17 protein-coding genes and 1 CRISPR repeat array (1 of these 18 only partly in view) are annotated in these 17,615 nt (G+C 70.4%); of the genes, 10 read left to right on the forward strand and 7 right to left on the reverse strand.

Annotation, left to right across the window (positions count from 1 at the left end; genetic code table 11):
* Window positions 1–37 precede the first annotated feature (37 nt).
* Complete coding sequence (locus OG782_RS23455; RefSeq protein ID WP_406453982.1) at window positions 38–1,237, reverse strand: M48 family metallopeptidase; 1,200 nt, start codon at window positions 1,235–1,237, stop codon at window positions 38–40.
* Window positions 1,238–1,645: 408 nt separating this feature from the next.
* Between OG782_RS23455 and OG782_RS23460 the strand changes: the two genes are divergently transcribed.
* From OG782_RS23460 to OG782_RS23495, 8 genes are all read left to right on the forward strand, one after another.
* On the forward strand, window positions 1,646–2,872 hold the full coding sequence (locus OG782_RS23460; protein WP_406459233.1) for an amidohydrolase: 1,227 nt from the start codon (window positions 1,646–1,648) through the stop codon (window positions 2,870–2,872).
* A gap of 138 nt (window positions 2,873–3,010) precedes the next feature.
* Window positions 3,011–4,051, forward strand: coding sequence for a BMP family protein (locus OG782_RS23465; RefSeq protein WP_406453984.1), 1,041 nt, complete (start codon window positions 3,011–3,013; stop codon window positions 4,049–4,051).
* Window positions 4,052–4,349: 298 nt separating this feature from the next.
* Window positions 4,350–6,023 carry an ABC transporter ATP-binding protein gene (locus OG782_RS23470; RefSeq protein ID WP_406453986.1) on the forward strand — a complete coding sequence of 558 codons (1,674 nt, stop codon included), beginning with the start codon at window positions 4,350–4,352 and terminating at the stop codon, window positions 6,021–6,023.
* Entirely contained in the window at window positions 6,020–7,135 is a 1,116-nt protein-coding gene (locus tag OG782_RS23475) for an ABC transporter permease (protein ID WP_406453988.1), read from the forward strand. The genes OG782_RS23470 and OG782_RS23475 overlap by 4 nt, the downstream gene beginning before the upstream one ends.
* Entirely contained in the window at window positions 7,132–8,421 is a 1,290-nt protein-coding gene (locus tag OG782_RS23480) for an ABC transporter permease (protein ID WP_406453990.1), read from the forward strand. Before OG782_RS23475 ends, OG782_RS23480 begins: the two co-directional genes overlap by 4 nt.
* Window positions 8,418–8,840 (forward strand): cytidine deaminase, encoded by a 423-nt coding sequence (locus tag OG782_RS23485; RefSeq protein ID WP_406453992.1) that lies wholly within the window; start codon window positions 8,418–8,420, stop codon window positions 8,838–8,840. The genes OG782_RS23480 and OG782_RS23485 overlap by 4 nt, the downstream gene beginning before the upstream one ends.
* A gap of 141 nt (window positions 8,841–8,981) precedes the next feature.
* Window positions 8,982–10,259 (forward strand): thymidine phosphorylase, encoded by a 1,278-nt coding sequence (locus OG782_RS23490; protein ID WP_406453994.1) that lies wholly within the window; start codon window positions 8,982–8,984, stop codon window positions 10,257–10,259.
* 249 nt (window positions 10,260–10,508) lie between these two features.
* A complete protein-coding gene (locus OG782_RS23495) occupies window positions 10,509–10,814 on the forward strand; it encodes an STAS domain-containing protein (RefSeq protein WP_406453996.1) in 306 nt (101 codons plus the stop codon).
* A gap of 35 nt (window positions 10,815–10,849) precedes the next feature.
* Here the strand turns inward: OG782_RS23495 and OG782_RS23500 are convergent, their stop codons facing one another.
* The 4 genes from OG782_RS23500 to OG782_RS23515 all read right to left on the reverse strand — a co-directional run bounded on the left by OG782_RS23500 (window position 10,850) and on the right by OG782_RS23515 (window position 14,497).
* Window positions 10,850–11,143, reverse strand: coding sequence for a hypothetical protein (locus OG782_RS23500; protein ID WP_406453998.1), 294 nt, complete (start codon window positions 11,141–11,143; stop codon window positions 10,850–10,852).
* A 23-nt stretch (window positions 11,144–11,166) separates the two neighbouring features.
* On the reverse strand, window positions 11,167–12,165 hold the full coding sequence (locus OG782_RS23505) for a sigma-70 family RNA polymerase sigma factor (RefSeq protein ID WP_406454000.1): 999 nt from the start codon (window positions 12,163–12,165) through the stop codon (window positions 11,167–11,169).
* A 100-nt stretch (window positions 12,166–12,265) separates the two neighbouring features.
* Entirely contained in the window at window positions 12,266–12,982 is a 717-nt protein-coding gene (locus tag OG782_RS23510; protein ID WP_406454002.1) for a L,D-transpeptidase family protein, read from the reverse strand.
* A gap of 195 nt (window positions 12,983–13,177) precedes the next feature.
* The gene (locus OG782_RS23515; protein ID WP_406454004.1) at window positions 13,178–14,497 is read right to left on the reverse strand and encodes an MFS transporter; all 1,320 of its coding nucleotides are present in this window, start codon (window positions 14,495–14,497) and stop codon (window positions 13,178–13,180) included.
* A gap of 63 nt (window positions 14,498–14,560) precedes the next feature.
* Between OG782_RS23515 and OG782_RS23520 the strand changes: the two genes are divergently transcribed.
* Window positions 14,561–15,514, forward strand: coding sequence for a LysR family transcriptional regulator (locus OG782_RS23520; RefSeq protein WP_406454006.1), 954 nt, complete (start codon window positions 14,561–14,563; stop codon window positions 15,512–15,514).
* A 6-nt stretch (window positions 15,515–15,520) separates the two neighbouring features.
* On the opposite strand, the gene OG782_RS23525 is transcribed toward OG782_RS23520, so the two are convergent.
* Entirely contained in the window at window positions 15,521–15,715 is a 195-nt protein-coding gene (locus tag OG782_RS23525; RefSeq protein WP_406454008.1) for a DUF397 domain-containing protein, read from the reverse strand.
* Window positions 15,712–16,560 (reverse strand): Scr1 family TA system antitoxin-like transcriptional regulator, encoded by an 849-nt coding sequence (locus OG782_RS23530; RefSeq protein WP_406454010.1) that lies wholly within the window; start codon window positions 16,558–16,560, stop codon window positions 15,712–15,714. The genes OG782_RS23525 and OG782_RS23530 overlap by 4 nt, the downstream gene beginning before the upstream one ends.
* A gap of 182 nt (window positions 16,561–16,742) precedes the next feature.
* Between OG782_RS23530 and OG782_RS23535 the strand changes: the two genes are divergently transcribed.
* Complete coding sequence (locus OG782_RS23535; RefSeq protein ID WP_406454012.1) at window positions 16,743–17,162, forward strand: ATP-binding protein; 420 nt, start codon at window positions 16,743–16,745, stop codon at window positions 17,160–17,162.
* Window positions 17,163–17,330: 168 nt separating this feature from the next.
* Window positions 17,331–17,615: a CRISPR direct-repeat array (repeat unit 29 nt; unit sequence GGGACCATCCCCGCGGGTGCGGGGAGCAG) (it continues 1,637 nt past the right edge of the window).

The raw sequence follows: 17,615 nt of genomic DNA on the forward strand, positions 1-17,615 counted from the left end.
GCTACCGGCCGCTGCATGGCGCATCGCACCGTCCCCGCTACCGGCCGTTCATGACGCGGCGCGCCACCTTGTCCCGGGCCGCCGAGAGCTCCGCCTGCAACGCGGTGCGGCGGGTGGCGTCCACCGTGACCGCCGCCGGCAGCGAGGCCGAGGCCAGGAGGCGGGTGCGGCGCAGGTGGGTCGGCGGGTGGGTGGAGTCGACGCTGTGGCCGTTCAGCGCACCGCAGCGGCGTCGGCGCTCGTGTTCGCTCTCCGGGACCGAGTCCATGTGTGCGGCCAGCCGCTCCCAGAGGCCGTGCCAGGCCTCCGGGCTCTCGGTGCCCCTCCGGCGGCCGACCTGAAGGGAGTTGGACTCCCTCAGCAGGGTGACGGCGGCGGACTCCCCGACCAGGAGCCGGTCCATCAGCCCTGCGGCCGCCTCGGTCGAACCGCACCGGGCCGCCCAGGAGTCGGCCAGGTATTCGGAGCGCTGGGCGGCACGCAGGGTCAGGTGATCGAGGAGCATCAGGGCGCCGAGCACCGCGCAACGCGGCAGCAGGAAGAGGGCGTTGACGGCGGCTTCCATGAGCGTGGGCTGCTCGGTGCGGGCCAGCATGTACAGCCAGGAGCCCAGCGAGCGGATCGCGTTGCCGACCACGAGCCCGTGCCGGGTGTCCCCGTTGGCGTAGTGACCGAGCTCGTGGCCCAGCAGCGCGACGCGCTGCTGGGGAGTGAGGACCTCCCAGAGGCCGAGCCCGATCGTCAGCAAGCGGCGCTGCCGGATTCCGTACGTCGACACGCTCGCGTTGACCTCGCCGTCGACCGCGACGGTGTGGACCCCGGTGGTCCCCACCGCCCGGGCGATCTCGTCGATCAGGGCGAACAGTTCCGGCGCGTCGTCGCGTACGAGGAGGAGGCCGTCCTCGGGGAGCCGGCCGAAGCGCGGGCGCAGGGGGACGGCGACGAGGAGGCACAGGGCGCCGAGGGCGGGCAGCCCGGTGCCCCAGCCGAGAACCACCAGGAGCAGCCCGCCGATGACCAGGGCCGCCGTGACCGCGTGCACGGCGAGCGCGAAGGCGAAGGCGAGCACCCCGGGCAGATCCTGCCGGGGGTGCAGGGCCCCGCCGTCGCTCACCTCGGACAGCAGCCGCTCGCCGTGGTGCCGGGCCAGTTCCCGCCGCCGTTCCTCCAGCCACCCGGCCGGCTCCTGCGGCTCGCCCGGGTCCACGTTCCAGTCGCAGTCCGCGCACCACGCCACGAACCCTTCGGGGGTCCGGACCTCTGCCCCGCATTCCGGGCACGACTGAACACGCTGAACCACTGGGCCGGCCACGTCTGAGATCCCCCTCGTCCTGCGGCTCCCCGCGGAGACCGTCGCGGCGCCCGGCCCGCGCGCGGGCCCATGCACCGGGACCGCAGCGTAGGTCGTGTGCGCCCGGGCCGTACAGCGCTTTCTCTGCGCCTTCCCTTCACCGTCTCCGCGCCTTCTCTGCGCAGAGTGTCACCGAACGTGTCCACCGGGGTGGAAAGCGGGCGAGTTTACCCACCCCTCTCTCACGCCACACGCCCGAGCGCCGCCTTTTGTTCAGCTATGCGGCTGAACTTTTGTTGATCTGTGGTCAGTTGACGGGGCAAGGGGCCTACCCTTCAACGGGTGAACCAGTTGATGTCCCGTGAGTCCGATGCCGACCTGCCCGGGGAAGGGCCCCTGCCCGGCGCGCTGCCCGAAGCGCTGCGCGCCGAGCTGATCGCCTTCCGCCGTGATCTGCACATGCACCCCGAGCTGGGCAACCAGGAGTTCCGCACCACCGCGGCCATCAGGGCCCGGCTGGAGCAGGCGGGCCTCGAGCCCCGGGTGCTCGCCTCCGGGACCGGGCTCATGTGTGACGTCGGGACGCGGGACGAGGGGACGCGGCCCATGCTGGCGCTGCGGGCCGACATCGACGCGCTGCCGATCCCGGACAGCAAGACGGGCGTCCCGTACCGCTCCACCGTGCCGGACCGGGCGCACGCCTGCGGGCACGACATCCACACCGCCATCGTCCTCGGTGCCGGCCTCGTGCTCGCCGAGCTCGACCGGGAGGGGCTGCTGCCCAACCCGGTGCGGCTGATCTTCCAGCCGGCCGAGGAGGTGCTGCCCGGCGGGGCGCCCGACGCGATCGAGTCCGGGGTGCTGGAGGGCGTCGGCCGGATCATCGGGGTGCACTGCGACCCGAAGGTCGACGTGGGCCGGATCGGGCTGCGGGCCGGTGCGATCACCTCCGCCTGCGACCGGCTGGAGCTGTCCCTGGACGGGCCCGGCGGGCACACCGCCCGCCCGCACCTGACCACGGACCTCGTCACCGCCGCCGCCAAGGTGGTCACCGAGGTTCCCGCGCTGCTGGCCCGCCGGGTCGACGCGCGGGCCGGGCTCGCGGTGACCTGGGGGCGGCTGGAGACCGGGCACGCCTGCAACGTCATCCCGCAACACGCAGAGCTGTCCGGCACGGTTCGCTGCCTGGACCTGTCGGCGTGGCGCGACGCCCCCGATCTGGTGCACGCCGCGATCGACGAGGTGGCCGGAATGCACCGCGCCAAGACGGTGATCAACTACATCAGGGGTGTCCCGCCCGTGGTGAACGACGCGGCCGCGATCGATCTGCTGGCGGGCGCGATGTCGGCCCGGCGGGGATCGTATGCGATCGAGGACACGGAACAGAGTCTGGGCGGGGAGGACTTCTCCTGGTATCTGGAGCACGTGCCGGGCGCGATGGCGCGCCTCGGAGTGCGTACCCCCGGGGACACGCGCGGGCTGGACCTGCACCGGGGCAACTTCGACGCGGACGAGGAAGCGATCACGGTGGGGGTGGAGCTCTTCACCGCCTCGGCGTTGCTCCACCGTAGCCATCCGTAACCGGACAGGTCGCCCCAGGTTCGCGACGATCCGATAACGGCTTCCGTACAGGGCTTTATCTGACATCTACGCGCGTTACGATCGCCGCGAAACCAGCGCCGGAAGAGGCGCTTCGGTCAGGTTTGAAGGAGCCTTCCCTTGCGCCGGGTATCCAAGATCACTGCTGCGTGTGCCATTACCGCGGCGCTCGCCCTCACCGCCACCGCGTGCGGCAGCTCGTCCGACGAGGACACCAGCTCCGACTCGGGTCAGATGAAGATCGGCATGGCCTACGACGTCGGCGGCCGTGGCGACAACTCGTTCAACGACTCCGCGGCCCGTGGCCTGGACAAGGCCAAGGCCGAGTTCGACGCCCAGACGAAGGAGCTCACCGCCAAGACCGGTGAGACCCCCGCCGACCGTGAGCAGCGTCTGCAGTCGCTGGCCGAGGGCGGCTACAACCCCGTCATCGCCGTCGGCTTCGCTTACAAGGACGCGGTCGACAAGATCGCCCCCAAGTACCCGAAGGTCAACTTCGGCCTGGTCGACTCCGTCGCCGACGCGAAGAACGTCGCCTCGATCGTCTTCACCGAGGAGCAGGGCTCGTACCTCGCCGGTGTCGCGGCCGCCCTGAAGTCGAAGGACGGCAAGGTCGGCTTCATCGGTGGTGTGGACCTTCCGCTGATCAAGAAGTTCGCGGCCGGTTTCCAGCAGGGTGTCACGGACACGAATTCCAAGGCCACGGTGCAGATCCAGTACCTGTCCACCGGCTCGGACCTGTCCGGCTTCGGCAGCCCCGACAAGGGCAAGGCCGCCGCCAAGGGCATGCTCGACAAGGGCATCGACGTCATCTTCGCCGCCGCGGGCGGCTCGGGTGCCGGTGCGATCGAGGCCGTCGCGGGCGAGAAGGGTGCCTGGGCCATCGGCGTCGACTCCGACCAGGCCCTGGACCCGGCGCTGTCGAAGTACAAGGCGTCGATCCTGACCTCGGTCGTCAAGAACGTCGACACCGGTGTCTTCGACCTGGTCAAGTCCGTCAAGGACGGCAAGCCGCTGACCGGCGTGCAGACGTACTCCCTGGCCAAGGGCGGCGTCAGCCTGACCACCACGGGTGACCACCTCAAGGACATCCAGCCCCAGCTCGACGAGGCGAAGAAGAAGATCGTCGACGGCACCATCAAGGTCAAGACCACGACCTGATCCGGCCCGTTGATCGGGGCCCGGATGAGCGGCTTCGGCCGTTCGTCCGGGCCCCGATTCACGTACCCCCGTTCAGGGGGTCACCGGCCCCGGTACGCCACCTGTGAACAGGTGGCCAACGATTCGGTGGCGCTACGCGCGTAGCGTCCGCTCGGGCGCGGTACCTTTTTCCGCCCCCGCAATCGGCACCCCCACCGTCTCCGCCCACCGTCTCCAGCCACCGCCTTCGCCCTCCGCCTCCGCCCTCCGCTCCTGTCAAGGAGAGTGCGCCATCAACGCGTCCAGCAGTCCTCATGCCGTGGAGCTCCGCGGCATCACCAAGCGGTTCCCCGGGGTCGTGGCCAACCACGACATCGACATCACCGTGCGCCGCGGCACCGTCCACGCTCTCGTCGGTGAGAACGGCGCCGGCAAGTCCACTCTGATGAAGATCCTGTACGGCATGCAGAAGCCGGACGAGGGCACCATCGCGGTGGACGGCGAACAGGTCACGTTCTCCAACCCGGGCGACGCCATCGACCGCGGCATCGGCATGGTGCACCAGCACTTCATGCTCGCCGACTACCTCACCGTCCTCGAGAACGTCGTCCTCGGCTCCGAGAAGCTGTACGGCATCGGCGACCGGGCCCGCGCGAAGATCAGGGAGATCTCCGAGGCGTACGGTCTCGGCGTCCGGCCCGACGCCATGGTCGAGGACCTCGGTGTCGCCGACCGCCAGCGCGTGGAGATCCTCAAGGTCCTCTACCGCGGCGCCCGGACCCTGATCCTCGACGAGCCCACCGCCGTCCTCGTACCGCAGGAGGTCGAGGCGCTCTTCGACAACCTGCGCGAGCTCAAGGCGGAGGGCCTCACCGTCATCTTCATCTCGCACAAACTGGGTGAGGTGCTGTCGGTCGCCGACGAGATCACCGTCATCAGGCGGGGTACGACCGTGGGCACCGCCGACCCGAAGCACACCACGACCAAGCAGCTCGCCGAACTGATGGTCGGCAGTGAGCTGCCGTCGCCGGAGACCCGCGAGTCGACCGTCACCGACACGCCGATGCTGACCGTCGACGGGCTGCGGCTGACCGCCACCGACCCGGACGGGGTGGTGCGTGCCGTGCTCGACGGCATCACCTTCACCATCCACAAGGGCGAGGTCCTCGGCATCGCGGGCGTCGAGGGCAACGGGCAGTCCGAACTGGTCGACGCGATCATGGGCATGCGCACCCTGGACGCCGGCGCCCTCGCGCTGGACGGCACGGACATCTCGGGCACGCCGACGCGCAAGCGCCGTGAGGACGGCATGGCCGTCATCCCCGAGGACCGCCACCGGCACGGACTGCTGCTGGAGGCCCCGCTCTGGGAGAACCGGATCCTGGGCCACGTCACCGAACGCCCCAACAGCAAGGGCGCCTTCCTCGACCTCAAGGCGGCCCGCGCCGACACCGAGCGGATCGTGCGCGAGTACGACGTGCGCACCCCCGGCATCGAGGTCACCGCGGCCTCCCTCTCCGGCGGCAACCAGCAGAAGCTGATCGTCGGCCGCGAGATGAGCCACTCGCCCAAGCTCCTGATCGCCGCACACCCCACCCGGGGCGTGGACGTCGGCGCGCAGGCCCAGATCTGGGACCAGATCCGCGAGGCACGCCGCGACGGGCTGGCGGTGCTGCTGATCTCCGCCGACCTGGACGAGCTGATCGGGCTCTCCGACACCCTGCGCGTCATGTACCGCGGCCGGCTGGTCGCGGACGCCGACCCGGCGTCCGTCACGCCCGAGGAGCTCGGCTCGGCGATGACCGGCGCGGCCAGCGGCCACCTCGAAGCACCTGAGGAGCCCCCGGCAGCGGAGGCAGCGGAGCCCCCGGCAGCGGAGCCCCCGGCAGTGGAGGCAGAGGAGCCCCCGGCCCCGGGGAAGTCACTCGCACCGGACGACTCGGCCGCAGACCGCACCGACACCGACCCCCAGGACGGGGGAGAGGACCGATGAAGAAGATCGACAAGGAGCGGGTGCTCCTGGGGATCGCGGCCCCCGTACTCGCGATCGTGGTCGCCTTCCTGGTGACGGCACTCGTGCTCGCCGCCACCGGCAAGGAGCCGTTCAACGCCTTCGGCATCATGTTCGACTACGGGGTGAAGTCGGACAGCCAGGTCTACATCCTGAACAAGGCGACGACGTACTACCTCGCGGGTCTCGCGGTGGCCGTCGGCTTCCGGATGAACCTCTTCAACATCGGTGTCGACGGCCAGTACCGCCTCGCAGCCTTCTTCGCGGCGGCGGTCGGCGGCGCGCTGACCCTGCCCGGCGCCCTCCAGATCCCGCTGATCATCCTCACCGCGATGATCGTCGGCGCGATGTGGGCCGGTATCGCCGGTGTCCTCAAGGTCACCCGGGGCGTCAGCGAGGTCGTCTCGACGATCATGCTGAACGCCATCGCGACCGCGATCATCGGCTATCTGCTCCAGCAGGGCCGCCTCGGTCACCTCGACGAGGCCGGTACGAAGATCTCCACCAAGCCGATCCCGGAGTCCTCGCACTTCTTCGAGTTCCCGACCACCCCGACGCCCGTCTGGGGCTTCATCGTGGTCGCGGTCGTCGCGGGCATCGCCTACTGGTTCACGCTCTCGCGCACCCGGTTCGGCTTCGACCTGCGCACCGTCGGGCAGTCCGGCTCCGCGGCCGAGGCGAGCGGGGTGAACGTCAAGAAGATGGTCGTCACCTCGATGCTCATCTCCGGCGCCGTCGCCGGCCTCATCGGCATGCCGACCCTGCTCAACGACAGCTACGAGTACAGCGGCGACTTCCCGGTCGGCATCGGCTTCACCGGTATCGCCATCGCCCTCCTCGGCCGCAACCACCCCATCGGCATCGCGCTCGGCGCGCTGCTCTGGGGCTTCCTGGAACGCGGCACCGGAAAGCTGGAGTTCGAGGGGTACGACAAGGAGATCGTCGGCGTGATCCAGGGCGTCATCGTCCTGTGCGTCGTCATCGCCTACGAAGTCGTCCGCCGCTACGGACTCAAGCGCCAGCAGAGCAAGGTCGGCGCGGAACTCGCCGCACAGGCCGCCCGTAACAACGACCAGCAGGAGGTGTCGGCGTGACCGTCACGGCGACTTCCACCCCGCCCCCCGCGGCCCCCAAGGTCTCCGGCGGCAAGGGCGGCCGCACCCGCCTCTCCTTCCCCGTCGTCCTCCTGATCATCGCGGGCGTCCTGCTCGCGCTGTCCGCGGTGCGCGCCATCACCGGCGCGCAGGACGTCACCTCGGCCGGCCAGATCAGCGCGGCCCTCGCGATGGCCGTCCCGATCGGCCTCGCCGGTCTCGGCGGCCTCTGGGCCGAACGCGCCGGCGTGGTCAACATCGGCCTCGAAGGCATGATGATCCTGGGCACCTTCTTCGGCGCCTGGGCCGGCTGGCAGACCAACCCCTGGCTCGGCGTCCTCGCCGGTGTCATGGGCGGCATGCTCGGCGGGCTGCTGCACGCGGTCGCGACCGTCACCTTCGGCGTCGACCACATCATCTCCGGCATCGCCATCAACATCCTGGCGCTCGGCTTCACCACCTACTTCGCCAAGCTCTGGTTCAACTCCGGCGAAGCGGCGGCCAAGGGCGGCTCCCCGAAGCAGTCCCCACCCGCCGACGAGATCACCTCCGTCACGATCCCGGGCCTCTCCGACTGGCTGCACACCATCGAGAAGCACCACTGGTTCTTCATCTCCGACCTGGCCGGTGTCATCGGCGGTCTGGTCACCAACGTGTCCCTGCTGACGATCGTGGCCGCCGTCCTGTTCGTCGTCACGTTCTTCATCCTGTGGAAGACCGCCTTCGGCCTGCGGCTGCGCTCCTGCGGCGAGAACCCGGTGGCCGCCGAATCGCTCGGCGTGAACGTCTACACTTACAAGTACATCGCGGTGATCGTCTCCGGCGGCATGGCCGGACTCGGCGGCGCCTTCCTCTCCCTGGTCACCTCGCACATCTACAACGAGGGACAGACCGGCGGCCGCGGATACATCGGTCTCGCCGCGATGATCTTCGGTAACTGGCGGCCCGGCGGACTCGCCATGGGCGCGGGCCTGTTCGGCTTCGCCGACGCGCTCCAGCTCCGCAACGGCGGCGAGTCCGTCCACGCGCTGCTCCTGCTGCTCGTGGTCGTGCTGGCCGGCATCGCCGCCTGGAAGCTCTACCGCAAGAGCTTCGTGCAGGGCGCCGTCAGCGCGGTCATCGCCGCCGTCGTGCTGGTCTGGTACCTCGGTACGGACACCGTGCCCACCGAGTTCGTCAGCGCCACCCCGTACGTCGTCACGCTCCTGGTCCTCTCGCTCTCCGCGCAGCGGCTGCGGATGCCGAAGGCGGACGGCATGCGCTACCGCAAGGGCCAGGGCAAGTGACGCCCACCGCCGGCGCGGACGACGCCGCCGTGAAGGGGGCCGACTGGGACGCCCTGCGCGGCGCGGCCCGGGACGCCATGTCCCGGGCGTACGCGCCCTACTCCGGCTACCCGGTCGGCGTCGCCGCGCTCGTGGACGACGGCCGCACGATCGTCGGCTGCAACGTCGAGAACGCCTCGTACGGCATCGGCCTGTGCGCCGAGTGCGGGCTGGTCTCCCAGCTCCACGCCACCGGCGGCGGCCGGCTGACCCACTTCACCTGCGTGGACGGGGCGGGCGAGATCCTGGTGCCGTGCGGCAGGTGCCGGCAGCTGCTGTACGAGTTCGGCGGACCGGAACTCGTCCTGGAGACCCCGGACGGCTTCCGCACGCTCGACGAGATGCTCCCGCAGGCGTTCGGACCGAGCCACCTCGGCTGAGCACCTTTTCTTCCCCACCCGCCGGACGGGCCCGCAAGCAGCGGGCCGTCCGGCGGTTCTCTCACCCTCTATGCGCGTAGAGTCAACGGAACTCATGCGTGCTCATGCGTACGTACGTACCGGCCGGAAGGAATCCAGGACATGGACGCCATCTCCGTCATCCGCACCAAGCGGGACCGAGGCGAGCTGACCCCCGAGCAGATCGACTGGGTCATCGACGCGTACACCCGCGGTGAGGTCGCCGACGAGCAGATGTCCGCGCTGGCCATGGCGATCCTGCTGAACGGCATGAACCGTACGGAGATCGCCCGCTGGACCGCCGCCATGATCGCCTCCGGCGAGCGGATGAACTTCGGCGCGCTCTCCCGCCCCACCACCGACAAGCACTCCACGGGCGGCGTCGGCGACAAGATCACCCTGCCGCTCGCCCCGCTGGTCGCCGCCTGCGGCGCCGCCGTGCCGCAGCTCAGCGGCCGCGGCCTCGGCCACACCGGCGGCACGCTCGACAAGCTGGAGTCCATCCCCGGCTGGCGCGCCGGCCTCTCCAACGCCGAGATGCTGAACGTCCTGGAGACCACCGGCGCCGTCATCTGCGCGGCGGGCGACGGGCTCGCCCCCGCCGACAAGAAGCTGTACGCGCTCCGCGACGTCACCGGCACCGTCGAGGCCATCCCGCTCATCGCCAGCTCGATCATGTCCAAGAAGATCGCCGAGGGCACCGGCGCACTCGTCCTGGACGTCAAGGTCGGCTCCGGCGCCTTCATGAAGACCATCGAGGACGCCCGCGAACTGGCCTCCACCATGGTCGCGCTGGGCACCGACAGCGGCGTGCGCACGGTCGCCCTCCTCACCGACATGTCCACCCCTCTCGGCCTGACTGCGGGCAACGCCCTGGAGGTCCGCGAGTCGGTCGAGGTCCTGGCCGGCGGCGGCCCGAAGGACGTCATCGACCTCACCCTGGCCCTCGCCCGCGAAATGCTGGACGCCGCCGGACTCAAGGACGCCGACCCGGAGAAGGCCCTCGCGGACGGCTCCGCGATGGACGTCTGGCGCCGGATGATCTCCGCCCAGGGCGGCGACCCGGACGCCACGCTCCCGGTCGCCCGCGAACAGCACATCGTGACGGCCCCGGCCTCCGGCGTACTGACCCGCCTCGACGCGTACGACATCGGCGTCGCCGCCTGGCGCCTCGGCGCGGGCCGCGCCCGCAAGGAGGACCCGGTCCAGGAGGGCGCGGGCATCGAACTGCACGCCAAGCCGGGCGACGAGGTGACGGCCGGCCAGCCGCTGCTGACGCTGCACACGGACACCCCGGAGAAGTTCGAGTACGCCCTGAAGGCGCTGCCGGACTCGTACGACATCGCCCCGTCCGGCACGCCGTTCACGGCCACCCCGGTGGTGCGGGAACGTATCGCCTGACCTGCGGTTTCCTTGTACGGCTGAACGGGACCGGTGGACTGCCACCGGTCCCGTTCAGCATGCGGCGGGGGGTCGGGAGGCGCCACCGGCAGGGCCGCGTTGGCGCCGCCCCTCGGGTCCGGTCGGGGCGTGCTGCGGGGGACAGGCGGCGGCACCCCTCCGGTCCGGGCCGGGCGGGAACGTTCCCCGCCGGCCGGGACACACCCCCACCCCGCGATGAGTTTTCGCCGCGGCGCCGGTCTCCCTGGTATGGATCCCCTGTCGCCGGCCGCACTCGTCCTCTCCGGACGCGTCACCCGGGCCGTTACGCCACGCCTCTGCGCGGACCTGGAGGCGATACTCGCCACGTCGGAAGCCGCCGTGGTGGACTGCGACGTGGGCGGAATCCTCCACCCGGACCTGGCCTCGGTGGAGGCGATCGCCCGCCTGTCCCTGGTCGCGCGCAGAGCGGGCGGCAGACGGCTGCGACTGCGCGGGACACCGCCCGAACTCCAGCTGCTGCTCGACCTGGTCGGGCTGGACGATGTGATCGACCTGGCGGAGACGCCTTCCTGAGCCGCCGGACCGGATGCGGCGCCGGCGGCCGGGGATCAGTCGTCGAACCTCACGTAGTCGCAGGCCATCACGGAGAGAAGCGCCTGCCCGTCGTCGCCCACGGCCGAACGGTCCGACGGCCGGCCGGTGGCCGACGGATCAGGCATCCGGGACGGCTGCTTCGCCACCCGCCCCGTCTCGTCGCAGTCGTAGGCAGGCTCAGGCTGCGGCCCCGGCTCCGCCCCGGAGGCCGGCGGCGCGACGGGGCCCGGCCCCGCCGTCCCCGCCGGCTCACCGAGCCACCGCGTGACGCCCCACCCCGCGACGGCGAGGACAACCCACCCCGCCACCAGCCCACGCACCAGCCGCGGTCTCACGCGGCATCGGCGTCCAGATGATCGGGCAGCCCGAACAGGGGGAACCAGCGCGGGGTGTCCAGGAAGCAGTGCATGCCGGTGATCGCACCGTCCGAGATGTCGATGACCTGCACCGCCCACGGCACGAACCCGGGCCCGTCCGGATTCGGCTTGTAATGCGCGAACGCCGGGGTGCCGTTCGCCGAGGTGGCGATCAGGCGGGAGCCCTCGCAGGACGCGCCGATGGACGTCATGAAGCCCGCGATGTCGTCGTGCCCCTGCAGCCAGAGGTCGAACGGCGGCATGGTCATCACGGCGTCCTCATGGAGGAGCGCGGTGAGCGCCTTCATGTCGTAGCCCTCGAACGCCGCCACATACCGCTCCAGCAGCTTGCGCTGCTCCTCGTCGAGTGGGTCGGCCGCGTCGCCGGGAGCGGAAGAGTCCTGGTGGTCGGTGAGCGTGGCCCGTGCGCGCTGAAGGGCGCTGTTGACCGAGGCGACCGAGGTGTCGAGCAGCTCGGCGACCTCGGCCGCCTTCCACGCCAGCACCTCGCGCAGGATCAGCACCGCCCGCTGCTTCGGCGGCAGATGCTGGAGCGCGGCGACGAACGCGAGCCGCACCGACTCGCGCGCGACGGCCGCCTCGGCCGGGTCCGCGACCGACGGAAGAATCCGCCCGTCCGGCATCGGCTCCAGCCAGGTGTTCTCCGGCAGGGGATTGAGCGCGGCCTGCGCGAGCGGGGTCGGACCGGACAGATCGACCGGCCTGGCCCGCTTGTTGCCCGCGTTCAGCATGTCGAGGCAGACGTTGGTCGCGATGCGGTACAGCCAGGACCGCAGCGAGGAACGCCCCTCGAACTTGTCGAAGCTGCGCCAGGCCCGCACCAGCGTGTCCTGGACCGCGTCCTCCGCCTCGAAGGCCGAGCCGAGCATCCGGTAGCAGTAGCCGGTCAGCTCGACCCGGTGTCCCTCCAGACGGCTGTCGATATCGGTCGCCGTCGCCGTCAGATCACTCATCGCTTTCGCTCACCCCTGTTGCGTTGTGACACCGCTCACTTCAGCACTTCGGAAGCTACCGCAGGCCACTGACAACGGGGGCGGGAAGAGCAGAAAGCGGTCACGTTCCGAGCTTGCGCCCGTACACGTACACGTCGTCGCCGTTCTTCAACAGATTCCAGTATGACTTCGCGTCGGCGGTGCGCATGTTGACGCAACCGTGCGACCCCGGCGGGTTCCACATCTTCACGCCCACCGCGTGGAAGGCCTGCCCGCCGTCGAAGAACTGGGAGTACGGCATCGATACGTGGTAGATCGACGAGACGTGGTTCTTGTGCTTCCAGTAGATCTTCTTGGCCCCGGTCCGGGTCTCGTACCCGTCCCGCCCGGTCCGCACCGGCACCGGCCCGAACTTCAGCTTGCTGCCGTCCTGGATCCAGGTGATCTGCCGGGTCAGGTCGACGCATGCGATGCGCCCCTTGTTGGTGGGGCACTTCTTGGCCTTGTTCGGGGTCTTGCCCGCAGCCTTCTGCGCGGTCAGCGTCTGCATGGTGCGCCAGGTGACCGGCCCCGCGTAACCGAGGGTGGGCGTGACCCCGTAGGTGCTCTGGAACGAGCGGATCGCCTTGCAGTCGGCGGCCGACTGCTTGCCGTCCACCTTCAGGTGCAGGTACTTCTCGGCCTGCTTCTGGTACGGGCCCTTGGACGCCGTGCAGGACGCCGCCTGGGCGGTGCCGCCGGTGCCGAGCACGAACGCCGGTATCGCGGTCAGGCCCGCGACGGCCAGGGCGAGCCCGCGCCGCTTCCGTACGCTCCGCATGTTCCCCGTGACTCTCATGTGAACCCCAACTCCCCTTCGCGCACAGTGCGGTGCTTCCGCCTGCTAGACGCGCGTCGGGGAGTGGATGGTTGTGCGCCGAATGTCTCAGTTCTGTACGGCTCGGTTCCGGAGGGCGCCGTGGCTGTGCCGTACGGCCGGTTCTGGAGTGCGCCGTCGCTGTGCTCTGTACGGCCGGTTCCGCAGGGCAACGTCTCAGCTCTGTACGGAGACCACCGTGCTCGGCCGCAGCCGCTCGGCGCGGGCCGCGCGCGATCCGTACAGCGTGATCGAGACGACACCGAGCACCGCGAGCAGCCCCAGGGCCACCGTGCCCGCCCAGCCACCGGTGTGGAAAGCCACCGCGCCGAGCGTGCCGCCCACGCTGGAGCCCAGGTAGTACGCCGACTGGTAGAGCGCCGACGCCTGGGCGCGGCCCTTGGTCGCCGTACGGCTCACGGAGGACGAGGCGACCGCGTGCCCGGCGAAGAAGCCGGCCGTGATCAGGACCAGGCCGAGGAGTACGGCGGCCAGCTGGTCGGCCAGCGACAGCAGCAGACCGGCGGCCGTGGTGGAGACGGCGAGGTAGAGCGCCCCTCGGCGTCCCAGCCGGGCGACGAGCTTCCCGGCCGCCGCGGAGGAGACCGTACCGACCAGATAGACCAGGAAGATGGAACCGACGACACCCTGGGGGAGGTTGAACGGCGCCTCGACGAGCCGGTAGCCGATCACCGTGTAGACCGCGCCGAACACGGTCATGAACAGCGCGCCGATCGCGTACAGCCGGCGCAGCAGCGGATCGGCGAGGTGACCGCCGACGGTCTTCGCAAGGGCCTTGGGGTTCAGCGAACCGGGGGTGAAGTGCCGGGCCCGGGGGATCATGAAGTGGAAGACGACCGCGCAGGCCACGGCGAGCAGCCCGACCGCGCCGAGCGCCGCCCGCCAGCCCCACGCCTGGGCGACCCAGCCGGTGAGGATACGGCCGCTCATCCCGCCGATGCTGTTGCCCGCCACGAACAGCCCGATCGCCGCGACGAGCGCCTTCGGCCGGACCTCCTCCGCCAGGTACGCCATCGCGGAGGCGGGCAGACCGGCGAGCGCGGCGCCCTGGACGGCGCGCAGCGCGATCAGCCAGCCGAGCGAGGGCGCGAACGGCACGAACAGCCCGACGACCACGGCCACCGCCAGTGAGGCGGTCATCATCTGCCGCCGCCCGAACCGCTCCGACAGCGCACTCATCGGCAGCACACACAGCGCCAGCGCACCCGTCGCGGCGGACACCGTCCAGCTCGCCTGCCCGGCCGTGGCGCCGAAGGACGCGGAGACGGCGGGCAGCAGGGCCTGGGTGGAGTAGAGGAGTGCGAAGGTCGCGACACCGGCGGCGAAGAGCGCGAAGCTCATCCGGCGATAGCCGGGACGTCCGGGCTCGAGCCGGTCTGCGGTGGCGGCTCCGGCGGGAACGGTTGCGGCGACGGGGGACGACTGGGTCGAGGCGGCCACGGCAAGGGTGGACGCCCCGGTACTGGCAGGAGGCATGCCACGAACGTAGGCCCGTCACCTTTCATGCGTCCAATGCACAAACACGCGATAATCAATCCCATGGCGCATCAACGCAGCTCACAGCCTCGGCTGTCACCAAGCAGTTACGAAGAAGACATCCGCGCGGTGCTCGCGCCGCGCCTCGCCTACTTCGAGGCGGTCGCCCGCCACGAGCACGTCACCCGAGCCGCGCACGAGCTCGGCGTCCCCCAGTCCACGCTCTCGCGCGCCATGGTCAGACTGGAACAGGACCTGGGCGTCGCCCTGTTCGCCCGCAAGGGCCGCACCGTCTCCCTCACCCCCGCCGGCCGCACCTTCCTCGGCTCCGCGGAACGGGCACTGGCGGAGGTGGAGAAGGCCGCCGACTCGGTACGCGCCGACGCGGACGCCACCTCCGGCAAGGTCGCCTTCGGCTTCCTGCACACCATGGGCTCGGAGACCGTCCCCGCCCTGATCCGCGCCTTCCGCGTCGACCACCCCCGGGTCCGCTTCCAGCTCGTCCAGAACTACGGCGAGGCCATGATCGAACGCCTCCGCGCCGGCGGCCTCGACCTCTGCCTCACCTCACCCGTCCCGGACGCCCCCGACCTGGTCGCCCGGCGCCTGGACGAACAGCTGCTGCGCCTGGTCGTCCCCGAGGACCACCGCCTGGCCACCCGCCGCCGCATCCGCCTGGCGGAGGCCGCCGACGAAACCTTCGTCACCCTGGAACCCGGCTACGGTCTGCGCCGCATCACGGACGACCTCTGCACGGAGGCGGGCTTCGTCCCGCGCGTCGCCTTCGAGGGCGAGGAGGCCGAAACCCTGCGCGGCCTGGTCGCGGCCGGCCTGGGCGTCGCGCTGCTCCCGCCCCCGGCGGTGGCCCGCCCCGGGGTGGTGGAACTGACGGTGACGGCACCGCGGGCCGCTCGGGAGATCGGCGTGGCCTGGCTGGACGGCCACCCGGACACCCCACCGGTGGCGGCGTTCAAGAAGTTCCTGCTGTCGCGACGGGGGAACCTGCTGCCGGATTGAGGCGGGTCAGGAAGCGGGGATGGGGGAGGAGGTGTACGCCGTGAAGTCAGACCAGGCGGCGGTTGAGACGGTGAACGGGCGGCGGGCGGTGTCCTTGGAGTCGCGGACGTGGACGGCTTCCGCGTGCAGGGCGACCTCGATGCAGTTGTCGCCGCCGCTCCCGCTGTAACTGCTCTTGAACCAGGCCAGTTCGGTACTCATAGCGCTCCTAGCATCTGCTTCAGCAGGCCCACGGTGGCCTCGTGGCTCAGCGCCTGTGAGCGCATCTTGCCATAGCGCTGGAGCATGGCACTGACTACTTTCGGGTCGGTGAGGAGGGTGCTGCTGTCGTGGCCTTCGACGTAGCCGAACCAGCGGTTCGACGGGCTCTCCGCGAGGTACATCTGCCCGTCGATGCCTGAGTGATCCGGCTGCTTCAGGGGCATGACGAGGATCTCCACATTCCGGCGAGCACCCTGCGTCAGCAGGTTGTCGATGAGCGCGGAAGTGACCTCGGTTCCTCCCAATTGCCGCTCAAGGACGGCTTGTTCGATGAGGAACGAGAACGAGGTGTTGGGGCGGCCGGGCAGGAGTTCTTGTCGTCCCAGGCGTGCGGCGACCTGTTGCTCGAACTGCTCCTCCGCGAGTGGAGGGAGGCGCCGGTCGAAGACGGCCCGGATGTAGCCCTCGGTCTGCAACAACCCCGGAATGCCCCGGCATTCGTATGCGTACAGCGTGATCGCCTCCTCCTCGATCCCCGCCCACTGCAGAAACCAGGACGCCAGACCCGCCTTCCTCCGAAGGCTCCGCGCCGCGGCATCGAGGACCCTGCCTGCGACCGGCCCGAGGGCTTCCGCCGCCCGGTCCGAGAGGTTCTCGGGCGGGAAACGCTTGCCCTGCTCGATCTTGGCGATGTAGGCCGACGAATACCGCACCTGTGGTGCGAACTCTTCCTGGGTGAGGCCGGCCGCTTCGCGGAGCGCTTTCATGACCGCCCCGAACGTCTTGAGGCTGTCGCAGAGTTCGGATCCGCCATGGCGCGCGGTGCTGTCGTGGTCCGCCGTCATCGCCGCCCTGTCTTTCGCGCATCGATTACCCACCCAGAATCACGGAGGGTTACCAACCCAGTCCAGAGGGTCAACCCATACAAGTGAATGTGTATGGGTGTCGTGCCTACTGGGAGCGGTGACTGAGACGGAACGCTGAGCGCATGACAGCTCTACAAGCACAACCGTCCATCACTGTGCGTGTGTTCGCCCAGAGGTTCTCCGCCACCCGCCGCGGTGCGACCCTGGCGCGACGCCTGGCCGTGTGGAAGCTCGATACGTGGGGAATCCCGTACGGCACCCCGCTTTCCGACACCGTGGCCCTCCTGGTCGCGGAGCTCGCGGCGAACTCGGTCCTGCACGGGCGTGTACCGGGGCGCGACTTCGAGCTGCGGCTGATCTTCCCGTATGAAGGCGCTGTTGTACGGGTTGAGGTATCCGACACCCACCAGGCCCGCCCGGCCCCTTCGGTGGTGATGCAGCCCGACACGGACGCCGACGGAGGCCGAGGCCTCCTCATCGTGGAGACCATCGCCGCCCGCTGGGGCGTGATCGACCGGGTGGGGCCCGGAAAGACGGTGTGGGCAGAGGCGGAGGCGGGCGGGATGCCGGACGCGCGGTGAGAGGCGGGCGCCACTCAAGTGGCACGTGTGCCCGCTCATTGCGCACCCATGTCTGGCCCAGTAGTGGGGATGTGGGTGTGTCACGGGTCCTGGCGGATCATCGTTTGTGGATGTCCCCGCAGGTGCGGGGGAGAAGCGGTTCAAAACCGGGTTTTGAAGCCACGGCAGAGGACCACCCCTGCGGGTGCGGGGTGCAGCGCCTCGCGCAACGCTCAGGCCACGGCGAGCGGGGACCAGCCCCGCGGGTGCGGGGAGCAGTGGTGCACGAGGTCGGCCACCGTCCAGGTGGAGGGACCATCCCCGCGGGTGCGGGGAGCAGCCGGATCGGGTCCCGGCCGATCCCCATCTCCAGGGACCATCCCCGCGGGTGCGGGGAGCAGTTCGACGAGGGCGCAGAGAATGACCTCGGCCGCGGGACCATCCCCGCGGGTGCGGGGAGCAGACGACGCTTGC

This window comes from Streptomyces sp. NBC_00876, from assembly GCF_045207435.1.
Taxonomy (GTDB): Bacteria; Actinomycetota; Actinomycetes; order Streptomycetales; family Streptomycetaceae; genus Streptomyces.